This window comes from Modicisalibacter coralii (assembly GCF_004117855.1).
Lineage (GTDB): Bacteria > Pseudomonadota > Gammaproteobacteria > Pseudomonadales > Halomonadaceae > Modicisalibacter > Modicisalibacter coralii.
This window is the reverse complement of the sequence record NZ_QWBW01000023.1, coordinates 40,499-65,565: the sequence shown is the minus strand read 5'-3', so window position 1 is coordinate 65,565 and position 25,067 is coordinate 40,499. Positions and strand designations below refer to the sequence as shown.

The 25,067-nt window shown below is 66.2% G+C and carries 20 protein-coding genes; 14 read left to right on the top strand and 6 right to left on the bottom strand.

The features are described 5' to 3' along the window. Positions 1-15: 15 nt before the first annotated feature. Positions 16-966 (bottom strand): sugar ABC transporter substrate-binding protein, encoded by a 951-nt coding sequence (locus D0901_RS13580; protein ID WP_129140842.1) that lies wholly within the window; start codon positions 964-966, stop codon positions 16-18. Between the two features lie 206 nt (positions 967-1,172). On the opposite strand from D0901_RS13580, the gene D0901_RS13575 reads away from it, so the two are divergent. From D0901_RS13575 to D0901_RS13560, 4 genes are all read left to right on the top strand, one after another. Next, entirely contained in the window at positions 1,173-2,027 is an 855-nt protein-coding gene (locus D0901_RS13575) for a MurR/RpiR family transcriptional regulator (protein WP_129140841.1), read from the top strand. Between the two features lie 22 nt (positions 2,028-2,049). Further along, positions 2,050-3,045, top strand: coding sequence for an inositol 2-dehydrogenase (iolG, locus tag D0901_RS13570; RefSeq protein WP_129140840.1), 996 nt, complete (start codon positions 2,050-2,052; stop codon positions 3,043-3,045). Between the two features lie 28 nt (positions 3,046-3,073). Beyond that, entirely contained in the window at positions 3,074-3,877 is an 804-nt protein-coding gene (gene iolB / locus D0901_RS13565; RefSeq protein ID WP_129140839.1) for a 5-deoxy-glucuronate isomerase, read from the top strand. A 131-nt stretch (positions 3,878-4,008) separates the two neighbouring features. Then, positions 4,009-4,710, top strand: coding sequence for an extensin-like domain-containing protein (locus tag D0901_RS13560; protein WP_203234874.1), 702 nt, complete (start codon positions 4,009-4,011; stop codon positions 4,708-4,710). Here the strand turns inward: D0901_RS13560 and aguA are convergent. From aguA to D0901_RS13545, 3 genes are all read right to left on the bottom strand, one after another. Beyond that, a complete protein-coding gene (aguA, locus tag D0901_RS13555) occupies positions 4,707-5,831 on the bottom strand; it encodes an agmatine deiminase (RefSeq protein ID WP_129140838.1) in 1,125 nt (374 codons plus the stop codon). The two genes, D0901_RS13560 and aguA, sit on opposite strands and share 4 nt — an antisense overlap. Positions 5,832-5,839: 8 nt before the next feature. Beyond that, positions 5,840-7,186 carry a Na+/H+ antiporter NhaC family protein gene (locus tag D0901_RS13550; protein WP_129140837.1) on the bottom strand — a complete coding sequence of 449 codons (1,347 nt, stop codon included), beginning with the start codon at positions 7,184-7,186 and terminating at the stop codon, positions 5,840-5,842. Positions 7,187-7,249: 63 nt separating this feature from the next. Further along, positions 7,250-8,647 (bottom strand): aminotransferase, encoded by a 1,398-nt coding sequence (locus D0901_RS13545; RefSeq protein ID WP_129140836.1) that lies wholly within the window; start codon positions 8,645-8,647, stop codon positions 7,250-7,252. A gap of 165 nt (positions 8,648-8,812) precedes the next feature. Between D0901_RS13545 and D0901_RS13540 the strand changes: the two genes are divergently transcribed. From D0901_RS13540 to D0901_RS13515, 6 genes are all read left to right on the top strand, one after another. Next, positions 8,813-10,051, top strand: coding sequence for a M20 family metallo-hydrolase (locus D0901_RS13540; protein WP_129140856.1), 1,239 nt, complete (start codon positions 8,813-8,815; stop codon positions 10,049-10,051). 178 nt (positions 10,052-10,229) lie between these two features. Continuing rightward, positions 10,230-11,726 (top strand): aldehyde dehydrogenase, encoded by a 1,497-nt coding sequence (locus D0901_RS13535; RefSeq protein WP_129140835.1) that lies wholly within the window; start codon positions 10,230-10,232, stop codon positions 11,724-11,726. A 348-nt stretch (positions 11,727-12,074) separates the two neighbouring features. After that, positions 12,075-13,373: a DUF3100 domain-containing protein gene (locus D0901_RS13530; RefSeq protein ID WP_129140834.1), complete on the top strand. Its 1,299-nt coding sequence runs from the start codon at positions 12,075-12,077 to the stop codon at positions 13,371-13,373. A gap of 30 nt (positions 13,374-13,403) precedes the next feature. Next, positions 13,404-14,558, top strand: a complete 1,155-nt coding sequence (locus tag D0901_RS13525) for a M20 aminoacylase family protein (RefSeq protein WP_129140833.1) — start codon at positions 13,404-13,406, stop codon at positions 14,556-14,558. A 130-nt stretch (positions 14,559-14,688) separates the two neighbouring features. Beyond that, positions 14,689-15,591, top strand: coding sequence for an NAD(P)-dependent oxidoreductase (locus D0901_RS13520; RefSeq protein WP_129140832.1), 903 nt, complete (start codon positions 14,689-14,691; stop codon positions 15,589-15,591). Continuing rightward, on the top strand, positions 15,588-17,138 hold the full coding sequence (locus D0901_RS13515) for an aldehyde dehydrogenase family protein (protein WP_129140831.1): 1,551 nt from the start codon (positions 15,588-15,590) through the stop codon (positions 17,136-17,138). The genes D0901_RS13520 and D0901_RS13515 overlap by 4 nt, the downstream gene beginning before the upstream one ends. Before the next feature lie 47 nt (positions 17,139-17,185). Here the strand turns inward: D0901_RS13515 and D0901_RS13510 are convergent, their stop codons facing one another. Together D0901_RS13510 and D0901_RS13505 are read right to left on the bottom strand one after the other, a co-directional pair. Continuing rightward, a complete protein-coding gene (locus D0901_RS13510; RefSeq protein ID WP_129140830.1) occupies positions 17,186-18,130 on the bottom strand; it encodes a LysR family transcriptional regulator in 945 nt (314 codons plus the stop codon). A 129-nt stretch (positions 18,131-18,259) separates the two neighbouring features. Continuing rightward, positions 18,260-19,084, bottom strand: coding sequence for a helix-turn-helix transcriptional regulator (locus tag D0901_RS13505; RefSeq protein WP_129140829.1), 825 nt, complete (start codon positions 19,082-19,084; stop codon positions 18,260-18,262). A 125-nt stretch (positions 19,085-19,209) separates the two neighbouring features. On the opposite strand from D0901_RS13505, the gene D0901_RS13500 reads away from it, so the two are divergent. The 4 genes from D0901_RS13500 to D0901_RS13485 all read left to right on the top strand — a co-directional run bounded on the left by D0901_RS13500 (position 19,210) and on the right by D0901_RS13485 (position 24,905). Further along, positions 19,210-19,836 carry a YbhB/YbcL family Raf kinase inhibitor-like protein gene (locus D0901_RS13500; RefSeq protein ID WP_129140828.1) on the top strand — a complete coding sequence of 209 codons (627 nt, stop codon included), beginning with the start codon at positions 19,210-19,212 and terminating at the stop codon, positions 19,834-19,836. Positions 19,837-19,931: 95 nt separating this feature from the next. Further along, positions 19,932-21,587 carry a VRR-NUC domain-containing protein gene (locus tag D0901_RS13495; RefSeq protein ID WP_129140827.1) on the top strand — a complete coding sequence of 552 codons (1,656 nt, stop codon included), beginning with the start codon at positions 19,932-19,934 and terminating at the stop codon, positions 21,585-21,587. Then, on the top strand, positions 21,584-23,890 hold the full coding sequence (locus D0901_RS13490) for an ATP-dependent DNA helicase (protein ID WP_129140826.1): 2,307 nt from the start codon (positions 21,584-21,586) through the stop codon (positions 23,888-23,890). The genes D0901_RS13495 and D0901_RS13490 overlap by 4 nt, the downstream gene beginning before the upstream one ends. Positions 23,891-23,972: 82 nt before the next feature. Beyond that, positions 23,973-24,905 (top strand): cobyrinic acid a,c-diamide synthase, encoded by a 933-nt coding sequence (locus D0901_RS13485; protein WP_129140825.1) that lies wholly within the window; start codon positions 23,973-23,975, stop codon positions 24,903-24,905. Positions 24,906-25,067: the final 162 nt, after the last annotated feature.

Sequence of the window (25,067 nt, the reverse complement as noted above, 5' to 3'; positions counted from 1 at the left end):
GGGCCCCGATAGGGTTCAGCGGATGCCCTGCTTGCTCAACTCGATGACCTGGGCGGCGTTGTCCTGGGTGACGAAGGCCGGGCCGGTGGCGACATCGCCGGCGGGCATCAGTCCGTGTTCGGCGTACTGCTCGAGGAAGATCACCGGCAGGTAGCCCTGCAGGTATTGCTGCTGGTCGATGGCGAAGTCCAGTTCGCCGGCGTCGACGGCCTCGAGAATGATCGGGGAGAGATCGAAGGTTCCGAGCACGAACTGATCGGTGGCGCCCTGGTCCTGCATGGCCTGGATCATGGGGTCGGCGGTTAGCGAGCCGAGGGTGAGGATGCCATCGATGTCACGATGTTGGTTGAGGTAGGCGACGATGGCGTTGCGGATCTCGGTGGGGTCGTGGGAAGTCGCCAGCTGATCGGCGTTGCCGTCGAAGCCGCTGATGAAGCCTTCACAGCGCTGATCGAGGCCTTGGTTGCCCTGCTCGTGGTTGACGCAGAGGCCTTTCTCGACGCCCATCTCCTGCATTTTCTCGGCGGCGCGTTGGCCCGCCTCGTATTCACTCTGGCCGACGTGCAACAGCGCCCCGTACTGTTTCGACAGGTCGCCGCCGGAGTTGATGGTGATGACCGGGATACCGTTGTCGGTCGCCTCGCGTACCACCTTGCCGAGGGCGTCCTCGTCGGTGAAGGAGAGGATCAAACCATCGGGATCGGAGGCCACTGCGGCCTCGGCGAGCTGCTGCATCTTGGCCATGTCGAAGGTCGATGGCGCGCGGTATTCGAGTTCGGCGCCGATCTCGTCGGCCGCCGCTTCGGCGCCGTTCTTGACGACCGTCCAGAAGGGATCGGAGGGAACCCCGTGAGTCACCATGACGAAGCGATGAGGGGAGTCCTGGGCCAGGGCCGGCAGCGCCGGTAGCGAGAGCAGCAGCGTGGTGGCGAGCGAGCCGGCGATACGTCGGGTGAGAGTTGGCATGGCGCAATCCTCTTTGTCGTTGTCGTTGAGTGGGCGAGAGGCATGTCCCGCACGCTGAAATGAAATCTAGATTCCAGAATCGCTGATAACAAACTTTTTGTTCTATACTTTGGTATATATGGAATTTTTATTCCATGACGCCTAGCCTCATCCCATCATCCACGCATCGCGACCCGGTGGACCCCGCGGTCGTCCGAGGACGCTCAATGACTCCCCAGAACTTCGCCGAACTCGAAGCGCGCATCACCGAGGGCTACGCCTCCTTGAGCCGTCGTCTTCAGCAGACGGCCCGGTTCCTGCTCGACCATCCCCAGGAAGTGGCTTTCGCCACCGTGGCCAAGCTGGCCGAACAGGCCGGGGTGACACCGTCGACGCTGATCCGATTCGCCAACAGCTTCGGTTTCAAGGGCTTCTCGGAAATGCAGGAGCTGTTCCGCGCACGCCTGGTCAACGAGCTGCCCAATTACGCCGAGCGCATCCGTGCGGTGCGCTCGGCGACCGGCGAGACCCCCGACAGCACACAGTTGTTGTGGGAGTTCGCCGAAGCCAATCGCGACGCGCTCGAGGCCCTGCCGAGTCGTATCGACCCGCGTGATCTGGAGCGCGCGCTGGATATTCTCGACGGCGCGGAGATCGTGCATGTGCTGGGCGCGCGACGCAGCTTCGTGGTGGCCAGTTACGTCACCTATGCGTTGCACCACATCGACAAGCGCGCCGTGCTCGTCGATGGCCTGGGTGGCATGCACGGCGAGCAGATGAAAGCGGTGGGGCCCCGCGATGCGCTGCTGGCGGTGAGTTTCTCCCCTTATGCGGAGGAAACCCGGCAGGCCGCCGCCGAGGCACGCCAGCGCGGGGTGCCGGTGGTGGCGATCACCGATTCGAATCTCAGTCCACTGGCGCGGTCGGCGGACGTGGCGCTGGTGGTGCTGGAGGCGGAGGTGAAGAGCTTTCGCGGTCTGACCGCCTCGTTGTGCCTGACCCAGAGCCTGGCGATCGCCCTCGGCGTCCGGCGGGACAAGGCCGCCGACCGCGATGACCGCGATCGATCCGACCGCGCATGAATATCCCGACCAAGGAGCCCGCATGAAACTCGCTCTGATCGGCGCCGGACGCATCGGCAAGGTCCATGCCGCCGCCATCGACGCCCACCCTCAGGTCTCTCTGGCCGCCGTCGCCGACGCGCATGCGCCCGTGGCAGAGGCGCTGGCCGACCAGTTCGACAGTCGCGTCTTGCCGGTCGACGCGGTGTTCGAAGACGCCGATATCGACGCCGTGTTGATCGCCTCGAGTACGCCGACCCACGCCGACTACCTGGAGCGCGCTGCGCGTGCCGGCAAGGCGATTCTCTGCGAGAAACCGATCGCCCTCGACCTGGAGCGCACGCGTGCGGCACTGGCCGTGCTGGCCGCGCACCCGGTGACTTGCGCGCTGGGCTTCAATCGCCGTCACGATCCGCAGTTCGCGGCCCTTCAGCGGGCGGTGGCCGGCGGGCGTATCGGCACCCTCGAGACATTGAGCATCACCAGTCGTGACCCGGCGCCACCGCCGGCCGAGTATGTCGCCGCGTCCGGCGGGTTGTTCCGGGACATGACCATTCATGACTTCGACATGGCGCGCTGGTTGCTCGGCGAGGCGATCTCCCACGTCGACGCCGCCGGCAGTTGCCTGATCGATCCGGCGATCGGTGCAGCGGGCGACATCGACACGGCGATGGTCACGCTGACTACCGCCAGCGGCCGGCTGTGTCATATCGGCAACTCGCGGCGTGCCTGCTATGGCTACGACCAGCGCATCGAAGCGTTCGGCAGTGCCGGCATGCTGCAGGCGCAGAACGAAACCGACACCCGGCTGCGCTTCACCGGCGAGGCCGGTCAGGTCGAGGAAACGCCGCACTGGTTCTTCCTCGAGCGCTATGCGACTGCCTACCGCAACGAGATCGCCGATTTCGTCGCCGCCTGGCGGGAGAAGCGCGACGCCCTGACAACGGCCGAAGACGGCCTGCAGGCGCTGCGTCTCGCGGAGGCCGCCGAGCGGTCGTTGCGCCAGGGCCGCCGCGTCGCGTTGAACGAGATCGATTGATACACCGAACGTCAGTCAGGAGGGCATGATGACTTCGCTTCTGGTTCGCCCCCAACAACCCGACGAGCAGGGCAAAGTGCTCGAAGTGACCCCCGAATCCGCCGGCTGGGACCATGTCGGCTTCCGCGTCCACGATCTGAAGGCGGGACAGCGTATCGAGGGTGACACCGGCGATCGCGAACACTGCCTGGTGCTGCTGTCCGGCCGTGCCACAGTGACCGGTGGTGAGGCGCGCTGGGAGGATATCGGCGAGCGCATGGACATCTTCGAAAAGATTCCGCCCTATGCCGTCTACCTGCCCAACGGGGTGGGCTTCAGCGTCGAGGCAACCACCGACATGCAACTGGCGGTCTGTAGCGCACCCGGTCACGGTAACCATGGCGCGCGGTTGATCACTCCGGATCGGATCAAGCGCAGCACTCGGGGCAGCGGCAGCAACACCCGGCATATCCAGGACGTGCTGCCCGAGACCGAGCCGGCCGACAGCCTGCTGGTGGTCGAGGTCTACACGCCGGCCGGCAACTGGTCGAGCTATCCACCGCACAAGCATGACGTCGACAACCTCCCCGAAGAGTCGATACTCGAGGAGACCTACTACCACCGCCTCAATCCTTGCCAGGGGTTTGCCTTCCAGCGGGTCTACACCGATGACCGCTCGCTGGACGAGACCATGGCAGTGGAGGATGGCTGCGTGGTGATGGTGCCCCGCGGCTATCATCCGGTGGGAGCGGCGCACGGCTACGAGCTCTACTACCTCAACGTGATGGCCGGCCCCAAGCGGGAATGGAAGTTCCAGAACGATCCAGCCCACGCGTGGATCGTCAGACAGTAAGACGCGTGTCCGGGCCGTCAGCGTATCAGGCGCCGATGCGGGGGCGTCTCGTGCCCCGCAGCGCGGAGGTTTCCCGTTCGTTGCTCAGCCGACTACGCTGAACCAAGCGACCGGTGACAGGCAGGGAGGCCATGCGACTATTGCCGCGCGAGGTTATCGCGATCGTGTTCATCGCGGCGGGTGTCGCCGTCGACAAGGGCCTCTGGCAGGTGCCGCGCGAATGGAATCCGTTCGCCGCGTTGCGCATCGAGGACCCCTTGACCCCGGTGACGCGCTGGAAGCTCGGTCGGCTGGCCGACGACCAGGACGCCTGCCGCGCGGTGCTCGCCCGGGCCTCGGCGTCACTCGACTACACGCCGCTGGCCGATTACACCCCGGTCGCAGGGTGCCCGCTGCGCAACGTGGTTCGTCTGCGCCGCAGCAGCGTGACGTTCAACCGCAGCTTCGTGGCCAGCTGCCCGCTGGCGGTGGCCTGGCTGATGTTCGAGCGCCAGCGCCTGCAGCTCGCCGCGCAGGCGTTGTTCGGCGAGCCCGTGGCCCGGGTCGAGCACTACGGCAGCTTCGCCTGTCGCAACATCTACCACCGCAAGAATGCGCGACGCAGCGCCCACGCCAGCGCCAATGCCCTGGATGTCGCCGCCTTTCGGCTGGCCGACGGCCGGCGCATCACGCTGCTCGACGACTGGGACGGTGACGCTGCCGCGGGCGAGTTCCTGAAACGTGCCCACAACGGCGCCTGCGACGTCTTCGGCACGGTGCTGGGGCCGGACTACAACGCCGCCCACGCCAATCACTTTCATCTGGCCATGCGCGGCTTCAGCGTCTGCCGTTAGGCCTCGGATCGCGGTGCGGCGGCCGGCTGCTGCTGGGTGATGCAGTGGATGTTGCCGCCGCCGAGCAGGATCTCGCGGGCGTCGATGGCGACGATCCGGCGCCCCGGAAACAGCCCCTCGAGGATCGCCCGCGCCGTGTCGTCGTGGGTCGGGTCGAGCTTGGGCATCACCACCACCGAGTTGCCGATGTAGAAGTTGACATAGGAACCGGCCATGCGGTCGCCCGGCTGGCGCGGCCGCGAGCTCGACAGCCGGTCGACGCCGCTGGCCTCCGACTCGGCGATCGCCAGCGGCCCGGGCATCGGCAGCTTGTGCACCGTCAGACGGCGCCCGCGGGCGTCGGTGGCGGCCTCGAGGACCGCCAGTGCCTCCCGGGAGATGGCGTGCTGCGGGTCGTTCGCGTCGTCGGTCCAGGTCAGCGCCACTTCGCCGGGGGCGACGAAGCAGCACAGGTTGTCGACGTGGCCGTCGGTCTCGTCCTGGAAGCAGCCCCGGGGCAGCCAGATCACCGTCTCGACGCCCAGGTAGGCGCACAGTCGCCGTTCGATCTCGGCGCGGTCGAGGTCGGGATTGCGGTTGGGGTTGAGCAGGCACTCCTCGGTGGTGATCAGGGTTCCTTCACCGTCGACGTGGAGCGCCCCGCCCTCGACCACCAGCGGGGTGATGAAGCGCTCGATACCGAGGATCTCGGCGATCTTCTGACGGATGCGACGATCCTTGTCCCAGGGGAAGTAGAGCCCGCCGTCGAGCCCGCCCCAGGCATTGAACTCCCAGTCGACCATCGCCAGCCGGCCGTCCGGATGGGTCAGAAAGGTCGGGCCGACATCGCGCATCCAGGCGTCGTTGCTGGAGAGTTCGATCACCCGGATGTGACTCGGCAGCTGGTTGCGGGCATTCTCGTACTGGTCGTCGTTGACGCCGACGAACACCGTCTCGCTCTCGGCGATCGCCCGGGCCACGGCGACGAACGCGGCCTGGGCCGGCTTGGCGCCGTAGCGCCAGTTGTCGGGCCGCTGCGGCCAGAGCATCCAGCAGGCGTCATGTGGGGCGAACTCGGCGGGCATGCGAAAGCCCAGTTCGGCGGGAGTGGAGGAGTGACGCTCGATAGTCGCGATGGGCATGACGAACCTCAGAGATAGCCTGCCGCCAGGAATACCAACGTTGCCAGGGCGGCGGCAATCAGCGCGTAGGGGAGCTGGGTCAGGGCGTGGGCCATCGGTGTGCAGCCGCTGCCCTGCGCCGAGAGTACCGTGGAATCGCCGTAGAAGCAGGCGTGGCTGCCGAAGGCGCTGGCCGAGATCAGTGCCCCCACCACGAGTGGCATGTCAGCGTCGACGCTGACGGCCAGCGGAAGCACGATGGGCATGGCCACGGCGAACAGGCCCCAGAATGATGCGGTGGCGAAGGCCAGGAAGGCCATGGTCACGAAGACCACCGCCGGCAGCAGGCCCGGCGTCATCAGCGGCTGGACCGTGGCGATGACGAAGTCGGTGAGGCCCAGGCCGTCGTTGACCTCCTTGAGCACGAAGCCGGCGATCAGCGTGCCCAGCGGCATCAGCATCGACTTGAAGCCGTCCAGCGCGGTATCGAAGGTGGCGTTGAAGCTCATCAGACGCTGGCTGAAGATCAGTACCAGGGTCACCGCCAGGGCCACGATCACTCCGCGCAGGATGTCGATGTCGAAGTACCAGGTGAAGAAGATCAGGCTGGCGATGGGCAGCAGGAAGTTGAGCAGGTGCGGTCGGCGCTGGCCCTCGTCCTCGATCTCCAGGGCATTCTCCTCGGCGCCGTCGGGCATCACCTGGCCGCCTGCGGCGCGGGCCTCGGCGGTCTTCATCGGGCCGATGGCGGGGACCCAGCCCAGTGCCACCAGGGGCACCACCGCGGCGGCGATCCAGGCGTAGAACATGTAGGGGATCGACTGGATATAGAGCCCCATGCCGTTGCCGGTGGTGCCGTTGTCCTCGAGCAGGCCGGCGAAGAACACCGCCCAGGTGGAGAAGGGCACCAGGATGCAGATCGGCGCGGCGGTCGAGTCGACGATGTAGGCGAGCATCTCCCGCGAGACCTTGAAGCGGTCGGTGATCTTCTTCATCGAGGCGCTGATTGCCAGGGCGTTGAGGTAGTCGTCGACGAAGATCACCAGCCCCAGTACCCAGGTGGCCAGCAGCCCCTGGCGACGCCCGTTGATGCGCCGCGTCATCACGTCGCCGAAGGCCAGTACGCCGCCGGTGCGGACCAGCAGCGCGATCAGGCTGCCGAACAGCCCGCAGACCAGGATGATCCAGGTCACGGTGTCGTTGCCGAGCACCGTGAGCAGGGTATCGGAGGTCTGGCTGACCACGCGGGTCGGGTCGAGCATCAGCATGCCCACCAGGGCGCCGGTCATCAGCGACTCGATGGTGCGACGGGTGATGAGCGCCATGACCAGCACGATCAAGGTCGGAAACAGGCTCCAGAGTCCGTAAGTGTCCATGGTTGCCTCGTCTTGTCGTTGTTGAGAGAGCGGAACCGGCCGGGCCCGTGGGGCCCGGCGGGATTACAGGTAGCCGTCGGCCTGGAGGGTCTCGGTCGTCGCGGCCAGCGCCGCGTCGAGGATCGCCACCACCTCGTCGACCACCTCGCGGCTCCAGGTCAACGGCGGCGAAACGATGTTGAGATGGCCTACCGGACGAATGATCAGGCCGCGTTTCTGGGCTTCGAAGGCCACCCGGTCGCCGACCCGTGCCTCGACCGGCAGCAGCGCCTTGGTCGTCTTGTCGGCGACGTTCTCGAGACACATCATGAAATGGCTGCCGCGCACGTCGCCCACCGTGGCATGGTGCGACAGCGATTTCAGACGCTCCTCGAGATAGGGGCCCACCGCGCGGACATTCTCGCAGATCGCCTCGCGTTCGATGATCTCGATGTTCTTGAGTGCCGCCGCGCAGCTCACCGGGTGGCCGGAGTAGGTGAAGCCGGTGCTCAGCACGCCGCCCGGGCCCTGCGGGGTGGACAGCACCGCGTAGAGGTCGTCGGAGATCAGCGTCGCGCCCAGCGGCGCATAGCCCGACGACAGCCCCTTGGCGCAGTTGATGATGTCGGGCTGGGTCTCGAATACCGTCTCGGAAGCGAAGAAGTGGCCCAGGCGGCCGAAGCCGGTGACCACCTCGTCGGCGATGTAGAGGATGTCGTTGGCCCGGCACACCGCCTGCATGCGCGCATGGTAACCGCGCGGTGCGACCAGGACGCCGCCGGCGCCCATGATCGGCTCGGCGATGAAGGCGGCGATGTTGTCGGCACCGATCTCGGCGACGGTATCCTCGAACTCCTGGACCAGATGATCGCAGTACTCGGCTTCGCTCATCCCCTCGGGGCGGCGGTAGCAGTTGGCCTCGCTGAGATGCGTGACCAGGTGGTCGAGGGTGTCGAAGTCCCAGTTGTTGCTGGCGATGCCGGTCAGGGTGGCGGCCATGTAGGTGGTGCCATGGTAGGCGTTGTTGCGCGACAGGATGCGCTTCTTGGTCGGCTTGCCGAGGCGGTTGAAGTAGTAGTGCACCAGGCGGATGGTGGCGTCGTTGGCCGCCGAGCCGCCGCAGCTGTAGAAGACGTGGTTGAGGTGCGCGGGCGCCAGCTCGGCGAGCTTGGCGGCCAGTTCCGCCGCCGGCGCGTTGGAAAGGTTGTTGAAGGTCGAGAAGTAGGCCATGCGGGTGGCTTGCTCGGCCATTGCTTCGCCGATCTCGGCCCGGCCGTGGCCGACGTTGACGCACCATAGCCCGGCGATACCGTCGATGAAGCGATTGCCGTGGGCGTCCTGGACGTGGATGCCCTCGCTTTCGGTGATCAGGTCACACCCCTGCTCCTTGAACACGCTGAAGTCGGTGAAGGGGTGAATGAAATGGTCCTTGTCCTTCTGCCACAGCTCGCGGGCGCTGGCGCTATCGAGGGTATTGCTCATGGCGGGGCCTCTTGTTGTCGGTGATGGGCTGATGTCACAGCCGGATCACCCGCGAGACTAGCGACTTCCATCAGGCCGGCGACATATCCCGATTGGGGTATATCGGGGATCCTCGCCCCCGCCTATCGTCGATGGACACGCCAACAACAACGCGAGGACGACATGATGCGAGTCGCCATCGATACCCAGCGACTCTGGGAGTCGCTGATGGCCATGGCCGAGATCGGCCCCACCGAGAACGGCGGCAATTGTCGGCTGGCGCTGACCGACGAAGACGCCGCCGGGCGCCGGAAACTGCTCGACTGGTGCGAGGCGCTGGGTTGCCGCTGGCGCGTCGACCGGGTCGGCAACCTGTTCATCCGCCGTGAGGGGCGCCGTGCCGATCTCGATCCCGTCGCCATCGGCAGCCATCTCGACACCCAGCCCAAGGGTGGGCGCTTCGACGGCATCCTCGGCGTGCTGGCCGGGCTCGAGGTGTTCCGCGCCCTCGACGAGCGCGGCATCGTCACCCAGCGGCCGCTGGAGCTGGTGGTGTGGACCAACGAGGAGGGCAGCCGCTTCGCGCCGGCGATGGTCGCCTCGGGGACCTACGCCGGCGAGTTCAGCGTCGAATCGACCCTGGCCCGTACCGACCGTGACGGCGTGACCTTCGGCGAGGCGCTGGAAGCGAGCGGCTTCGCCGGCGACATGCCGGTGGGCCAGCCGCGTCTCGATAGCTTCTTCGAGTTGCACATCGAGCAGGGCCCGGTGCTCGAGGCGGCGAACGAGAGCATCGGCGTGGTCGCCGGCGTGCAGGGCATGCGCTGGTACGATGTCACCTTCATGGGGCAGGCCGCTCACGCCGGGCCCACGCCGATGGCCCTGCGTCACGACGCCCTGGCCGCCGCCGCGCGGCTGATCGACCGCCTGCAGAGCCATGCCCTGAACGACGCCAGCGGCCACACCCGGGTGACCTGTGGCTGCCTCGAGATCCCCCAGAGTTCGCGCAACGTGATTCCCGGCGAGGTGCATCTGACCGTCGACCTGCGCCATGTCGACGAGACCGAACTCGACGCCCTCGAGCAGCGCTTCGTGCAGGAGCTGGCGGCCTGCGGCGAGAGCTTCGGGGTGGCCGTCGGCCATGAGCGCCTCTGGAAGTCGCCGGTGGTCCATTTCGATGCCGACTGCGTCGAGGCCGTCGAGACGGCGACCCGCGAGCGCGGCTTCGCGTACCGGCGCATGCTCAGCGGCGCCGGCCACGACTCGGTCTACGTCTCGCGTGTCGCGCCCACGGCGATGATCTTCGTGCCCTGCCGCGACGGCATCAGTCACAACGAGGCCGAGTACGCCACTCCCGAGCACTGCGGCCGGGGCTGTCAGGTACTGGCCGACGCCATTCTGCAACGCGCCGGTGTAGCGAGTTAAGGCGCCCTTTCACTAGGCCTGTCCGTCGGCAAGCCTTCGCGAGGGCGCTGTAAACCCGTCCCTGGGCGCTACTTTTGCCCTCCTTGGCAAAAGACCCTCGCTTCGGTTTGCCCCCGGCGCCCGTTATCGCTGGGTAACGGGTGAAAGCAGACAGATTCCCGAGCGGGAGAAACGACCGATGAGTAACGAACTGACCCACGCCGACTGGCAGCGCCTGGCCGGCGACCTGACCTTCGAGACCCGCGCCTTCGTCGACGACGCCTTCGTCGCGGCGGTGAGCGGCGAGACCTTCGCCACCGTCAACCCGGCCACCGGCGAGACCCTCGCCGAGGTGGCCAGTTGTGACGCCGCCGACGCCGAGGTGGCGGTGGCCCATGCGCGGCGTGCCTTCGCCGAGGGTGGCTGGTCGCGGCGCGCCCCGGGTGAGCGCAAGGCGGTGCTGCTGCGCCTGGCCGCGCTGATGGAGCAGCACAAGAACGAACTGGCGCTGCTCGACACCCTCGACATGGGCAAGCCGATCGCCAGCTCGCTGGGTGACATGGCCGGCGCCATCGGCTGCCTGCGCCACCACGCCGAGTCGATCGACAAGCTCTACGGCGAGGTCGCGCCCACCGGCGAGGACGCCCTCGGCCTGGTCCTGCGCGAGCCGCTCGGGGTGGTCGCCTCGATCGTGCCGTGGAACTTCCCGCTGATGATGACCGCCTGGAAGATCGCCCCGGCGCTGGCCGCCGGCAACAGCGTGATCCTCAAGCCCTCCGAGAAGTCGCCGCTCTCCGCGTTGCGCCTCGCCCAGCTGGCCAAGGAGGCCGGCCTGCCGCGGGGCGTCTTCCAGGTGCTGCCCGGCTTCGGCCACACCGTGGGCAAGGCCCTGGCGCTGTCCATGGACGTCGACTGCCTGGCCTTCACCGGCTCCACCGCGGTGGGCAAGCAACTGATGCAGTACGCCGGCCAGTCGAAYCTGAAGCGGGTGTATCTSGAGTGCGGCGGCAAGAGTCCCAATCTGGTCTTCGCCGACTGCAAGGACCTCGACGCCGTGGCCCGTCACGCCGCCGAGGCGATCTTCCACAACCAGGGCGAGGTGTGCATCGCCGGCTCCCGKCTGCTGGTCGAGAATTCGATCCGCGAGGCCGTCGTCGACAAGCTGCTCGCCGCCGCCGAGAGCATGCAGCCCGGCGACCCGCTCGACCCGGCGAGCTTCATGGGCGCCATGGTCGACCGCACCCAGTATGAGCGGGTGCGCGACTACATCCGCCGCGGCGTCGAGGAGGGCGCGACCCTGCGTACCGGCAGCGACCCGGCCGCCGAGGGGCCGGGGCTGTTCATCGCGCCGACGGTGTTCGACGGCGTCACTCCGCAGATGGCGATCGGCCGCGAGGAGATCTTCGGCCCGGTGCTGGCGGTGTTCGGCTTCGACAGCGAGGAAGAGGCCGTGCGGCTGGCCAACGACAGCGAGTACGGCCTGGCGGCCGGGGTCTGGAGCCAGGACATCGACCGCATCATGCGGGTGTCGCGGCGCCTCGAGTCGGGGCAGGTGTTCGTCAACAACTGGGCGGGGATGGATCAGACGGTGCCGTTCGGCGGCGTCAAGCAGTCGGGCAACGGCCGCGACAAGTCGCATCACTCGCTGGAGGAGTATTCCGAGCTCAAGACGGTGTGGCTGTCGCTGGTGCCCTGAGTCAACACCGTATCGTCATGCCCTGCCATGTCGCTTGCCGGCCCCGATGGGCCGGTTTTTTGTGGCCGGGGCCAGCGGGCCGGCTCTACGGTGGAGCGACGATGTGTATCGGCAGCAGTTGCGTGAGTATCAAGGCCATCTGCGTGGCGGGGACATGAGCGCTCCACTCCGTGTGACGACACCGACTGCGAAATGGGCTGTGAAGCTGCTAGCTGAGAGCTAAACAATAGAACGCAAATTTTCTTTTATTAGAACACTCCCTCCTTCAATACTCGGAGGGTCGGTGATGGTTCTGCCTATCCAGGCCTTGAGCTGTCGTGGCCGTAATTACAACAACAGGACACCTACATGAAACTCTCCATGCTCCTCGACTGGCGCTTGCACGGCATCGTGGCTGTTGCAGCCCTGATCTCAGAAGCCATCGGGATCATCAAGATCCCCCTCGGGCCCGGCACCCTGCTGCTGCTGCCACTGTTCTATGCCTTCATCATTGGGCTTTTGCTCAATCCCCATCTCTTCTCGGCCATGTCCCGTCTAGTGCCGGTGAAGCTGAGCGAAGCAGCGGCTCCCATCATCCTGCTATCGATCATGCCGTTCATCGCGCGCTTCGGCTCGACGATCGGGCCGGCCATCGAACAGATCATCAATGCTGGACCGGCCCTGATCCTGCAGGAACTGGGCAATCTCGGCACCATGCTGCTGGCCATGCCGTTTGCCGTGCTCGTCTTGAAAATGGGCAGGGAAGCCATTGGCGCGACCTATTCCATCGCGCGTGAGCCCAATATCGCCATCATCTCCGACAAGTACGGACTCAAGGGGCCCGAAGGCGTCGGGGTCATGGGTGTCTATGTCGTGGGAACCATGTTCGGGACGTTGTGGTTCGCGCTGATGGCGGGTTACCTGACCACCCTGGATATCTTTGACCCGCGTGCACTGGCGATGGCCTGCGGCGTCGGTAGTGGCAGCATGGTGGCGGCCTGCTCGGGAGCGATTGCCGGGGCCTTGCCGGCGCTGCGTGAAGAGCTGCTGGCTTTTGCGGGGGCGAGTAACCTGCTGACCTATGCCACCGGGCTGTATATCTCGCTGTTCATTGCCTTGCCGTTGGCCGAGCGTATCTTCAAATGGTGCTCAGGGCGCCGAGTGGTCCATTCCGTGGGCGCCAAGGTTACCGAGGCGCCGGATTTCGCAGCCACGGTCAGTGAAGAGGAACGTCCCGAGCGTCATCTTGGCCAGACCGCCATCGTCATGGCGGTGGTCTGTGCAGTTGCCTGGATCAGCAATACCATCAATGGTGGCTCTCTTGGGGAGGCGTTGCCGGGCATGCTGATCCTGTATGTCATGACCATGCTGGGTCTGGTCATTACTCGCTTCGCCCCGTTTTATCTGCCAGGCGTCGCCTGGGTGTCCTTGGTCAGCATTGCCGTAACCTTGCCTTGGTTCCCGGGTAATGCCTGGATCGTCGCACAACTCCAGGCCGTCAATTTCCTTGCCATCGTGACACCGGTGCTGGCTTATGCGGGTCTGGCGCTTTCCCCGCGTGAATTCACCATGTTTCGGCAGGTCGGCTGGAAGCTGATCATTGTCTCGCTACTGGTATTCACCGGCACCTTCCTCGGATCGGCCGTCGTGGCCCAGGCGCTGCTTTAAATGGACAGGACTGCAATCAGGGAAAATGCCATGTCGATGATTAACCCAGACAGGCTGCGCGAATGGCGTCATGAATTTCATCGCCAGCCGGAAACCGCCTTCGAGGAGCATCACACCAGCGCGCGGATTGCCGATATTCTCGAGAGCCTGGGAATCGAAAAGATCACCGGGCTGGGCGGTGGCACAGGCATCGTGGCTTGGATCGATGGTCGTCGTGGTGGCGACCGGGCCATCGGGCTCCGAGCCGATATCGACGCGCTGGACGTGACCGAAGCCAACACCTTTGCACATGCGTCCCGGAAACCGGGAAAGATGCACGCCTGTGGCCATGATGGTCACACCACCATGCTGCTGGGGGCAGCCTGTGGGCTGGCTGAGAATCCCGATTTCGCCGGTCGGGTCTATTTCATCTTCCAGCCGGCAGAAGAGAATGAGGGCGGTGGACGTCTCATGGTCGAGGAAGGGCTCTTCGAGCGCTTCCCGATGGAGGCGGTCTACGGGGTGCATAACTGGCCGGGGATGGCGGTGGGGGAAGCCGCTGTTCACGATACCGCAGTCATGGCGGCGTTCGATGTGTTCAACGTGAAGCTCTCGGGTAACGGGTGCCATGCCGCCATGCCTCATCTGGGCACGGATGTTGTGCTGGCGGCCTGCCAACTGGTCAACCAACTCCAGGGCATCATCAGCCGAGAGACACCGGCACATCAGACCGCCGTCATGAGCGTGACCCAGTTCCATGCCGGGGATGCCTTCAATGTCATGCCCGAAGCGGTAGAGCTGTGTGGCACTGTGCGCTGTTTCGACGCGGATTTGCGGGATTACCTCGAGACCCGTTTTCGCCAGGCAATTGAGGCCATGGCCTCCTTCCACGGACTGGACGCGAGTGTCGACTACCAGTCGCGTTACCCGGCGACCTTCAACACACCTGAACACGCCAATCGCTGTGCCGACGTGCTGGACGCGATGCCGGACATCCGGCAGGTATACCGTGACCTGCCGCCCTCCATGGCATCGGAAGACTTCGCTTTCATGTTGCAAAAGCGGCCTGGCGCCTACATCTGGCTGGGGAACGGCCAGGGCAGTGCGGCGCTGCACAGCCCGCATTACGACTTCAACGATGCGTTGACGCCGATTGGTGCAGCGTACTGGACCGCCTTGGTCAGGACGCTTCTTGGCGGGGTCTGACCGGAACAGACCACTTCTACTCCCCTTCAACCGGTATATCGCCATGTCTTTCAGGACATGGCCCAGTGCCCCTTTGCCTGTACGCCGGCGTTGGAGGCCCTAAACAGACAAGCACAAACCAGGAGTTGTCATGAAGATTGTAGTGATCGGCTTGGGACACATGGGTGGCAATATGGCGCTGACCCTGCAGACAGCCGGGTTCACGGTCGAGGGCATGGATATCGCCGAAACCACACGAGAGAGCATGGCCTCGCGGGGCTTATCGGTGCTTGACATGGAGGCGTTGCCAGTCGCCGATGTCTATCTGTTGTCACTGCCCACGTCGGCGCATGTCAGGGACGTGATCGAGTCCTCGCCGGGGCTTCTACAGCGAGCGCCGAAGGGCAGTGTGATTATCGATACCTCGACCAGCGATCCGGCGGTGACCCGCGAGTTGGCCCAAAAGGTGCTCGAAGCCGGCCATGAGTGGCTCGATGCCCCGGTAAGCGGGGGGGCCGCGGGTGCTGCCTCGGGGAGCCTCGGCATGCTGCTGGGAGGGGAAGCCTCGACCATAGCGCGCGTCGAGCCAGTGCTCAAGGCGCTGTCGGCTCGCTACACCCATGTAGGAGCTGCAGGAAGTGGGCATGTCGTCAAGCTGGCCAACAATTATCTCTGTGCTGCGCATCTATTGACTACGGCCGAAGCCGTCGCGTTGGCCAAGCGGGCCGGAGTGGAACCGCAGGCCTGCCTGGCGGGGTTGAATAGTGGCTCCGGGCGTAGCGCCGTGAGTGAAGTCAATTTCCCCAAGTGGATTCTTTCCGAGGCCTTTGATTCTGGTTTCACCACCGGGCTGATGCGCAAGGATCTTCGCCTGGCACGCGATGCCGCCAGCGACATGGGGCTGTCTTTGGAGCTTCTGAAAGGGGTCGTTGAGCGTTGGCATGCCGAGGAGGATGGCTTGCCCGATAGCGCCGACTTCAACCGGATCGCCGACGCGATCTTGGAGCTCGCTCAAGCGGGTAGCTCCCCCTCAAGCCAGGAGATGGAGAAATGAATCCCCTCAATAACCAGGCCGTTGAACGTCTCACTGAACTGCTGATCACGTTGGACATGCAGGCTGAGCTGCCATTGAGTAACTGGGTGGCCGGCGAGTTGCTGCCGGGTCAAGGTGAATATATCGAACTGCTCAATCCGGTAACCGGGCTGCCACTGGTTCGGTATCGTGATGCCGGTAGCACCTTGGTGGAGCGTGCCGTGGAAGCGGCGGCACGTGGCCAGCAGGAATGGATATTGCTGACGGCCAGTGAGCGAGGCCGACGAATGACAGCGGCCGCCTGGGCATTGCGCGGTCACGAGGAGACCCTGGCACAGCTGGAAAGCGTGGTGGCGGGCAAGCCCATTCGCGATTGTCGCGGTGAGGTGAACAAGGTCCGTGAGATGTTTGAATACTACGCCGGCTGGTGCGACAAGCAGCATGGCGAGGTAGTACCGGTACCAACGTCGCATCTCAACTATGTGCGCCCGGTCCCCTACGGTGTCGTTGGCCAGATTACACCGTGGAATGCGCCCATGTTCACCTGTGCCTGGCAGTTGGCGCCGGCGATTGCCGCAGGCAATGGAGTCGTTCTCAAGCCCTCGGAGATGACCCCTTTCTCATCGGTGGTGATCGCCGTGCTCCTTGAGCGTAGTGGGTTGCCCACGGGATTGATCAATATCGTCAACGGCATCGGGCCCACCACGGGCGCTGTACTGACCGGTCATCGAGGGATCAGTAAGCTGGTCTTTGTCGGGTCCCCGGAAAGTGGCCGACGCATCGCTCAGGCCGGTGCCGAGCGCCTGGTGCCGAGTGTTCTGGAACTGGGGGGGAAATCGGCCAATATCGTGTTTGCGGATGCCAGACTCGACGACGCCGTGGCCGGTGCTCAGGCGGCCATTTTTGCTGCAGCGGGGCAGAGCTGTGTCGCCGGATCCCGTCTACTGGTACAACGCGAGGTGTTCGAGGTGGTCTGCGAACGGCTGGCACGCGCAGCGAGGGATATCACCGTGGGGTTGCCCAGCGACGAGGCTACCCAGATGGGCCCGCTACAGAACGCCAGGCAGTATCAGCACGTCAGCTCGATGATCGAAAAGGCACAGCAAGACGGCGCTCGGGTGCTGTGCGGGGGAAAACGGCCGGAGGGACTGCCGCAAGAGGCCGAGGGCTATTTCCTGGCACCCACCGTGCTGGCCGATGTCTCGGAGACCATGGCTATCGCTCAGGAAGAGGTTTTCGGCCCTGTGGTGGTCGTCATGCCGTTCGATACGGAAGAGGATGCCGTGCGCCTGGCCAATGCCACGCGTTTCGGGCTGGCCGGCGCGGTGTGGACCCAGGATCCTGCGCGAGCTCATCGGGTGGCGGCTCAACTGCGTGCAGGCACGGTGTGGATCAACAGCTACAAGGCCATCAACGTCATGTCGCCGTTCGGTGGCTTTGGTGACAGTGGCTTCGGACGCTCCAGTGGGATCGAAGGTCTCAGGGAGTATACCGTGGCCCAGAGCGTGTGGGTGGAGACAGCGACCTCTGCCAGCGTGGCTATGGGTTACGGCAACGGCGTCGGCTGATGGACCGGAGCTTGTCGCCGGATACGCCCGGCGTCAGGCCGTGCCGGCTAGCGAGGGGCGGCCGGGTCGCTAGCGGTGCCGGCGCGTGACTTGAAAGCGCGCATCCAGCGCTCCAGGTGGCGCAGCAACTGCAGACCCGCCCTGGGCATGCGTCGCCCGATCCGCGTGATGATATGGGCATGGGCTTGCCGAAAGCGCTCGCAATCCACGTCCCGGGCGACGAGCAGACTGTCCTCCAGTTCACGCGCCGCTGCGAAGGCAGGTAATAGCGTGAGCGTCAGCTCGGAACGGGCCGCATGCAGAAGCACGGAAAGCGAATTGGTCTGCATGACGACATGCGGCCGCAGGCCCGCCTCTCGAAAACCGTCGTCGACCAGTTGCCGGACTCCATGCCCGGTGCGCCACAAGGCCAAAGGATGATCACTGAGCGCGGAGAGTGATAATTCTTCCTCGGCGCTGGCCAGGGGATGCATCGGCGACATCAGCGCCATGAGCGGCTGACGGCTGGAATGCCAGAAACGCAATTGAGGATGGACGCGTTCGTGATACATCAGTCCGATATGCGCCTCGTCCTCGACAACCGCTTCAATGATCTCGCTGGTGCTCCCCGTATTCACATCGAGACGTACCCCACGATATCGTTCGGTAAAGGTCCGTAGGGGCGTATCGAGCAGGTCCCCGACGAAGCCTTCACCCACGGTCAGCGACAGGTGGCCGGTTTCCAGGCGCTGGTAGGCGTCGAGCTCTTCACTGAATGTGTCGTCGAGCGCCGAGCGTTTGCGGCAGTATTCCAGCAGCATCTCTCCGACTGCCGTCGGCACCACCCCATTGCGCGAGCGCTCCAGTAGAGGCGCGCCAAGAGCGGTCTCGATCAGCGCAAGCTGACGACTAACGGCAGACGGTGCAATATTCAGGCGCGCTGCGGCTTGGCGAACGGAACCCGCTTCGATCGTCACCTGAAAGTAAACTAGCCGCTGGTGGGGAATGTCCATTTAGAACTCATTTTCACGCTCCCATAGATGAGATGATGGGAGAAGCGGGCGTCCTTTGCCATGGTTGGAACGTACTCCCTTCCATTCCGGTATCTCCCCATTCATGGCGAGCAGATAGCAATAGCTTTGCTAATTCTGCTGACGTCGCGACACCAGTGCCACGTGATCGAGGAACAGCCGGAACAGCTGCGACTGGCTCGAGACGTCGAGGCGCTGGTAGAGGTGCTTGCGGTGGACCTTGACGGTGCCGTCGCTGATACCCAGTTCGCGGGCCGCCGACTTGGTCGAGTGACCGGCCAGCAGCAGCCGGACGATCTCCTGCTCGCGGGCGGTGAGCTGGCCCTGGCCGAAGCTGGCGAAGGCGGCCTCCACCGGTGCCTGGGCGTCCAGTCGTTCCTGGAACTGGCCGGCCTGCCAGTGCCAGTACTCGCCGAGCAACGTCTCGACGACCGGGGCGATGTGGCGCAATGCCAGCAGGCCGCGCCGGGTCAGGGGCGTGGCGTCGTGGCGAAAACCCAGCGACACCACCATCACCACGTCCTCGGCGACCCGGGCGAACAGCCCCACCTCGTCGCCCAGGCCCAGCGCGCGATAATAGCGGTGGTAATAGTCGCTGGCCTCGAAACGGTCCGGGGCGAGTTCGCGCAGGCGGTGCGCGCCGCCGTCGAGGCCGCGACGCACGGCGGTGAAGATGGGATCGAGCAGGTAGGCCTCGCTCAGGTATCGCTCGATGTCCTGCTCGCGACGCTCCGGCGGGTAGTCGTCGTGGATCAGCAGTGGCCGGTGGTGCCCCTTGTAGGTGTTGATCAGGATCGAGTCGAAGCCGATGTGCTCACGCAGACTGTGTTCCAGCAGGGCGGGAAAGCCGCTGCCCGAGGCATCGCGGATCAACCGGGCCAGGCTTTGATGCCAGGCTTGGCTGGCGGTCTGGGCGAGCAGGTCTGTGACGTTCATGGCGGGTGCGCTTTCTCGGCAGCGGAACCGCGAGCGTACCACCGTCGCGGCCGGGAAACCTGGCCCACATCCCGACGGCTACGCTAGGCTGATACGTGATTATCCATCGATCCATGGAGGTGATGATGAAACTGACCGTCAAGGGTATCGAGGAAGGACAGCCGATCCCCCGGACATTCGCCTTCGGCGTGCCCGGCGACGGGGAGCCGATGACGCTGGGGCCCAACCACAATCCGGCACTCCACTGGACGGAGATTCCCCAGGGCACCCAGAGCTTTGCGGTGGTCGTCTGCGACCCCGACGTGCCCGGCGACGCGACCGATGCCAATCAGGAGGGCAAGACCCTTCCCGAGAGCCTGTCGCGGGTGGACTTCTACCACTGGGTGCTGGTCAACGTGCCCGCCGGCACCCATCGCATCGACGAGGGCGAGGCCGCCAACGGCGTCACGCCCCGGGGCAAGCCGCCCGGCAAGAGTTCGCTGGGACTGGAAGGGGTCAACAGTTTCACCGGCTTCCTCGCCGGCGACCCGGACATGGAAGGCACCTACGGGGGCTACGATGGACCCTGCCCGCCATGGAACGACGAGTTGATCCACCGTTATCGCTTCACCGTCTATGCGCTGGACGTCGAGGCGCTGGATCTCAAGGGCGAGTTCACCGGCGACGAGGCGCTGGGCGCCATGCAGGGGCATATCCTCGGCCAGGCCACGGTCACCGGCACCTATACCCTGAACCCCGATCTGCAGCCCTGAACGAAGGCCTTTTCAGGCACCAGGCGGGCCGGCGATTGTCGCCGGCCCGCGCGCTCTGTACCATGGATGCCCATCCAGTACCCTCCGGGTGATCCATGGCCCGCCCCACGCTCGACGACCCACTCTATTACCTGCACAACTTCCGTTTCGTGCTGCGTTGGCTCGAGACGCGCTATGCCGATCTGCTCGCGGACGACGAGCGCGCCTTCATCGAGGGTTTCGCCGCGCTGCCCGAGGCGTCGCAGGCGCTGCTGGTGCGCATGACGATGCGCAAGGGGGCGCTGTTCCGGGCCTCACGGTTGCGCTATGCGGAGATCGGCGACACGCCCGGCGCCGCCGCGCCGCTGATCGAGCGGGGCTTCGTCGAGGCGGGTCCGCCGTTGTCGCTCGAAGCGCTGTTCGGGCTCCTGACCAAGGCCGAGCTCGCGCGTCTGTTCGGCGAGCGGCTCACCGCGCTCGGCCTGCGTCAGGCGCGCAAGGATGCCTGGCTCGCGGCACTCGGCGAGGCGTTCGCCGAGCCGCGCACGCCCCCTGAGTGGGGGCTGGATGACGAACCGGTCTACGCGCTGCATGTCGAGGCCCTGGGCGAGCGGTTGCGGTTGATGTTCTTCGGTAATCTGCGCCAGGACTGGTCGGAGTTCGTGCTCGCCGATCTGGGCGTGGCCCGCTACGAGCCGGTGGACTTCTCGCCGGCCTCGCGGGCCTTCCAGCAGCGTGACGAGATCGACACCTACCTGCACCTGCAGCGCTGCCGCGAGCGGCTCGATGCCGAGGAGGCGCCCAGTGAGATCCGCGCCGACGTACCGGACGCGGCGCTGGCCAACCCCTGGCTCGAGGCGCGCCGCGCCCGGCTGCTCTATCGCCTCGCCCAACAGGCCGAGCGTCGCCATGAACTGACCGTGGCCGAGACCCTTTATGCCGAGTCCGCCCATCCCGGCGCACGCGGGCGGCGGCTGCGCATGCTCGAGCGGCTCGAACGCTTCGAGGCGGCGCTGGCCCTGGCCCGCGGGATCCATGAGGCGCCCGAGAGCGAGGCCGAACGCCAGCAGGTACGCCGCGTCCTGCCGCGGCTGCATCGCCGGCTGGGCCTGGCCCGCCTGCCGGCCTCGGCCTCATCGCCGGTGGAGCGCCTCGACCTGACGCTGCCGGCGGGGCCGGGCCGGGTCGAGTTCGCCGTGCGGCGTCACCTCGCCACCCCCGAGGGGCCGGTGCATTATGTCGAGAACACCCTGATCGGCGGACTGTTCGGCCTGCTCTGCTGGGAGGCGATATTCGCGCCGTTGCCCGGGGCCTTCTTCCACCCCTTCCAGAGCGGCCCCGCCGATCTCGGCCGCGCGGACTTCAGAGAGCGTCGGGCGGCGCTGTTCGACGCCTGCCTGGCCCGGCTCGACGACGGCACCTATCGGCAGACGATCCGTCGTCATCATCGCGACAAGGCGGGCCGGCTCTCGCCCTTCGTCGATTGGGCGGTACTCGATGACACCCTGCTCAAGCAGGCGCTGACCTGCCTGCCGCCGGCACACCTGCGGCTGTGCTTCGAGCGGCTGCTCGACGACGTCACCGCCAATCGCGCCGGGTTGCCGGACCTGATCCAGTTGTGGCCCGATGCGGGCCGCTATCGGATGATCGAGGTCAAGGGGCCGGGCGATCGGCTGCAGGACAACCAGCGGCGCTGGCTGGACTTCTTCCATCGCCATGAGATGCCGGTGGCGGTGTGTCACGTGCGCTGGGCCGAGGCGGGCGAGGCATGAACTACCGTGTGGCGGTGCGGGCCTTGTGCGAGTTCACCGCCCGTGGCGGCGATCTCGACCGGCGCTTCACGCCCTCGCCGAGCGCCCAGGAGGGTATCGCCGGGCATGCCACGGTGACGGCTCGCCGCGGCGCCGGCTACGAGCGCGAGGTACCGCTCGTCGGCGTCCATGGGGCCCTCGAGGTGCGCGGTCGGGCGGACGGTTACGACCCGGCGACAAACCAGCTCGAGGAGATCAAGACCCACCGTGGCGACCTGACCCGGATGCCCGACAATCACCGACAGTTGCACTGGGCGCAGGTCAAGGTCTACGGCGCGCTGCTGTGCAGCGAGCGGGGGCTGGAATCGCTGACCCTGGCACTGGTCTATTTCGATATCGCCACCCAGCGCGAGACGCGGCTGTGCGAGACCGTCGACGCCGAGACGCTGTGGGGCTTCTTCGAGACCCAGTGTCAGCGCTTCATGGCCTGGGCCGAGCAGGAACTGGCCCACCGCCGGCGGCGCGACGCGCTCCTCGAGGCGCTCGTCTTTCCGCATGCCGACTTTCGCCCCGGCCAGCGCGACCTCGCCGAAAGCGTCTACAAGGCGGCGGGGACCGGCAGTGGCCTGCTGCTTCAGGCGCCCACCGGCATCGGCAAGACCCTGGGCACGCTGTTTCCGATGCTCAAGGCGTTGCCGCGCCAGCGCCTCGACCGGCTGTTCTTCCTCGCCGCCAAGACCCCCGGTCGGCGGCTGGCGCTGGACGCCCTGGCGACACTAGGCGGTGAGGCAGACGAGGCCGACGTGATGGCACTGCGGGTGCTCGAACTCACTGCCCGCGACAAGGCCTGCGAGCACCCCGACAAGGCCTGTCACGGCGAGTCCTGCCCGTTGGCCAGCGGCTTCTACGATCGCCTGCCGGCGGCGCGCGACGCGGCGGTGGCTCGCGGCCGGCTGGATCGGGCCGCGCTGCGCGAGGTGGCCTCGACGCACGGAATCTGCCCCTATTACCTGGGCCAGGAGATGGCCCGCTGGTGCGACGTGGTCGTCGGCGACTACAACTACTTCTTCGACCTGCATGCCATGCTCTACGCGCTGACCCGCGATCAGGAGTGGCGCGTGGCGCTGCTCGTCGACGAGGCGCACAACCTGGTCGACCGCGGGCGCGGCATGTACAGCGGCGAGCTCGACCGGGGCGCACTGAAGGCGCTCAAGCGCCGGGTGCCCACCGAGTTGCGCCGACCGCTCGACGCGCTCGACCGCCAGTGGCGAACCCTGCACGAGGAACTCGGCGACACGCCCGGCGCTGGCGACGCCGCGGACTATCGCGTGCTGGCCGAGCCGCCGACGAAGTGGCTCGCCGCGCTGCAGCGCTGCACGGCGGCAATCGGCGAGTATTACGCCGAGCGCCCTCCCGAGACCCAGCCGGCGGAGAGCGACGCCGATCTGCAGCGCTTTCACCTGGATGCCCTGCACCTGTCGCGGTTGAGCGAGTCGTTCGGCGATCATTCGCTGTTCGACCTGTCGCTGCGCGACGGGCGGCGCGGCAGCCGGCTCTCGCGGTTGTGCTGTCGCAACGTCTCGCCGGCGCCGTTTCTCGCCGAGCGCTTCGCCACGGCACACGCCACGGTGCTGTTCTCGGCGACGCTGAGTCCGGCCGGCTACTATCGCGACCTGCTCGGCCTGCCGGCGCAGACGCCGTGGCGGGAGTCGCCGTCACCGTTCTCGGCGACTCAGCTCGCGGTGCATCGCGCGCGACACATCTCGACGCGCTACGCCGACCGGCCGGCCTCGCTGGCGCCGATCAGCGCGCTGATGGCCGAGCAGTACCGGGCGCGGCCGGGCAACTATCTGGCCTTCTTCAGCAGTTACGCCTATCTGGAGCAGGTCGCCGCGCGTTTCGCCGAGCAGCACCCCGACATCCCCGTGTGGTGCCAGCAGCGGCGCATGGACGAGGCCGCCCGCCAGGCGTTTCTCGATCGCTTCGTCGAAGACGGCCGGGGGGTCGGTTTTGCCGTGCTGGGCGGGGTGTTCGGCGAGGGCGTCGATCTGCCCGGCACGCGGCTGATCGGCGCCTTCGTCGCCACCCTGGGGCTGCCCCAGGTCAACCCGGTCACCGAACAGTTGCGCCGGCGGCTGGAGGGGCTGTTCGGCCAGGGCTACGATTACGCCTACCTCTATCCCGGCTTGCAGAAGGTGGTGCAGGCCGCCGGTCGGGTGATCCGCACGGCCGAGGACCGCGGCGTGGTGCATCTGATCGACGACCGGTTCACCCGCTCCGATGTGGCGCGGTTGTTGCCGCAGTGGTGGTCGCGCGTGGAATGACGCCCGTGGTGACGGGGTTTATCGCCAGGCCGGCCTTACTCTACAATCGGGTTTCCTTCCTTGATCGGCGGGTCCGTGTCGCATGCTGGGATTCTTGCAAGGACTGGCCTATGGGCTGTTCGTCACCTGTCTGCCCTGGTTTCTGATCGGCATGGTGAATCCGCGCCTGGCGTTGGCCGAGCCTCATCCCAACCGCCTGCAGGTGATCATTCGCTACTGGCTGCTGGTGCCGTTCGTGGCTTTCGTGCTGTGGCTGACCTCGCTGTGGGGCGGCTTCGGCCCGTCGCTGGGCGGCTGGCTGGCCGGGCTGGCGGCGATCGCCGTGGAACTGCCGCTGGAGCGGGGCTTCCGGGGCTGGCTGGCGCGGCGCCGGGCGCGGCGCCAGGCCGCCCGTCAGGCCGCGGGTCGCCGCGCCGAGCAGGCCCGCGAGGCCCGTGAGAAGGGCGCGCTGACCCTCGATCCCGCGCATCCGCCCGCCGATGCCGACGACCTGGTGCTGGCGATCGCCGATGCCAAGCGCCAGTTGATGGACGCCGCCCGGGAGGACATCGCGGTCCAGGCGGACCGTCTCTACAGTCGCTATCACCACGTGATGGCGGTGCTGGGGGCGCGATTTTCCCCGGAAGAGCTGGCCTTCCAGCGTGCCCACTCGCTGGTTGGCGAGGTCTGTCTGGGCGCGGTCGACACGCTCAATACCATGGCCACTCAGGCGCGCGGCGTCGCCGAAGTCGACAGCGATTTCGTCAAGCGCCGCCTGGCGCGCGAGGGCGAGTCGTTGTCGGTGGCCGAGCGCCTGGCGCTGAAGCGACGCCTGGAACTCGTCGAGCAGACCGAGCGCCACCTGCGTGAACTCTCGGCGCGCAACGAATCCGCGCTGACCGCCCTCGACGATGCCGCGGTGGCCCTGACGCGGGTCGAGACGCATCGTCCGCAGGCCTCGGTCGCCGCCGATCAGGCGCTGGCCGAGCTGCGCCGTTTCGTCGATGGGGCGGGGCGATACAGCCGGACTCCCTGAGCGGGCCGGCCGCGGGCTCTGCACCCGCCACGACGGCGTTGAAATCGCTCGGGTGAGGCCGACGTAAAAGGCGCGTTGACGCTGTCGTAGACTCGAGTGCGAGTCCAATGCGCCTTTCCGTTCAATGTCGCCCTGGCTTGCCTGCGTTCGACTGTGTTGCAA

Coding starts and splice junctions, on each gene's coding strand:
- D0901_RS13510 (WP_129140830.1), bottom strand. CDS start 18,130: ATGGACATTCCCCACCAGCGGCTAGTTTACTTTCAGGTGACGATCGAA.
- D0901_RS13485 (WP_129140825.1), top strand. CDS start 23,973: ATGCTGGGATTCTTGCAAGGACTGGCCTATGGGCTGTTCGTCACCTGT.
- iolB (WP_129140839.1), top strand. CDS start 3,074: ATGACTTCGCTTCTGGTTCGCCCCCAACAACCCGACGAGCAGGGCAAA.
- D0901_RS13505 (WP_129140829.1), bottom strand. CDS start 19,084: ATGAACGTCACAGACCTGCTCGCCCAGACCGCCAGCCAAGCCTGGCAT.
- aguA (WP_129140838.1), bottom strand. CDS start 5,831: ATGCCCATCGCGACTATCGAGCGTCACTCCTCCACTCCCGCCGAACTG.
- D0901_RS13580 (WP_129140842.1), bottom strand. CDS start 966: ATGCCAACTCTCACCCGACGTATCGCCGGCTCGCTCGCCACCACGCTG.
- D0901_RS13495 (WP_129140827.1), top strand. CDS start 19,932: ATGGCCCGCCCCACGCTCGACGACCCACTCTATTACCTGCACAACTTC.
- D0901_RS13540 (WP_129140856.1), top strand. CDS start 8,813: ATGCGAGTCGCCATCGATACCCAGCGACTCTGGGAGTCGCTGATGGCC.
- D0901_RS13515 (WP_129140831.1), top strand. CDS start 15,588: ATGAATCCCCTCAATAACCAGGCCGTTGAACGTCTCACTGAACTGCTG.
- D0901_RS13490 (WP_129140826.1), top strand. CDS start 21,584: ATGAACTACCGTGTGGCGGTGCGGGCCTTGTGCGAGTTCACCGCCCGT.
- D0901_RS13500 (WP_129140828.1), top strand. CDS start 19,210: ATGAAACTGACCGTCAAGGGTATCGAGGAAGGACAGCCGATCCCCCGG.
- D0901_RS13560 (WP_203234874.1), top strand. CDS start 4,009: ATGCGACTATTGCCGCGCGAGGTTATCGCGATCGTGTTCATCGCGGCG.
- D0901_RS13575 (WP_129140841.1), top strand. CDS start 1,173: ATGACTCCCCAGAACTTCGCCGAACTCGAAGCGCGCATCACCGAGGGC.
- D0901_RS13520 (WP_129140832.1), top strand. CDS start 14,689: ATGAAGATTGTAGTGATCGGCTTGGGACACATGGGTGGCAATATGGCG.
- D0901_RS13530 (WP_129140834.1), top strand. CDS start 12,075: ATGAAACTCTCCATGCTCCTCGACTGGCGCTTGCACGGCATCGTGGCT.
- D0901_RS13545 (WP_129140836.1), bottom strand. CDS start 8,647: ATGAGCAATACCCTCGATAGCGCCAGCGCCCGCGAGCTGTGGCAGAAG.
- iolG (WP_129140840.1), top strand. CDS start 2,050: ATGAAACTCGCTCTGATCGGCGCCGGACGCATCGGCAAGGTCCATGCC.
- D0901_RS13525 (WP_129140833.1), top strand. CDS start 13,404: ATGTCGATGATTAACCCAGACAGGCTGCGCGAATGGCGTCATGAATTT.
- D0901_RS13550 (WP_129140837.1), bottom strand. CDS start 7,186: ATGGACACTTACGGACTCTGGAGCCTGTTTCCGACCTTGATCGTGCTG.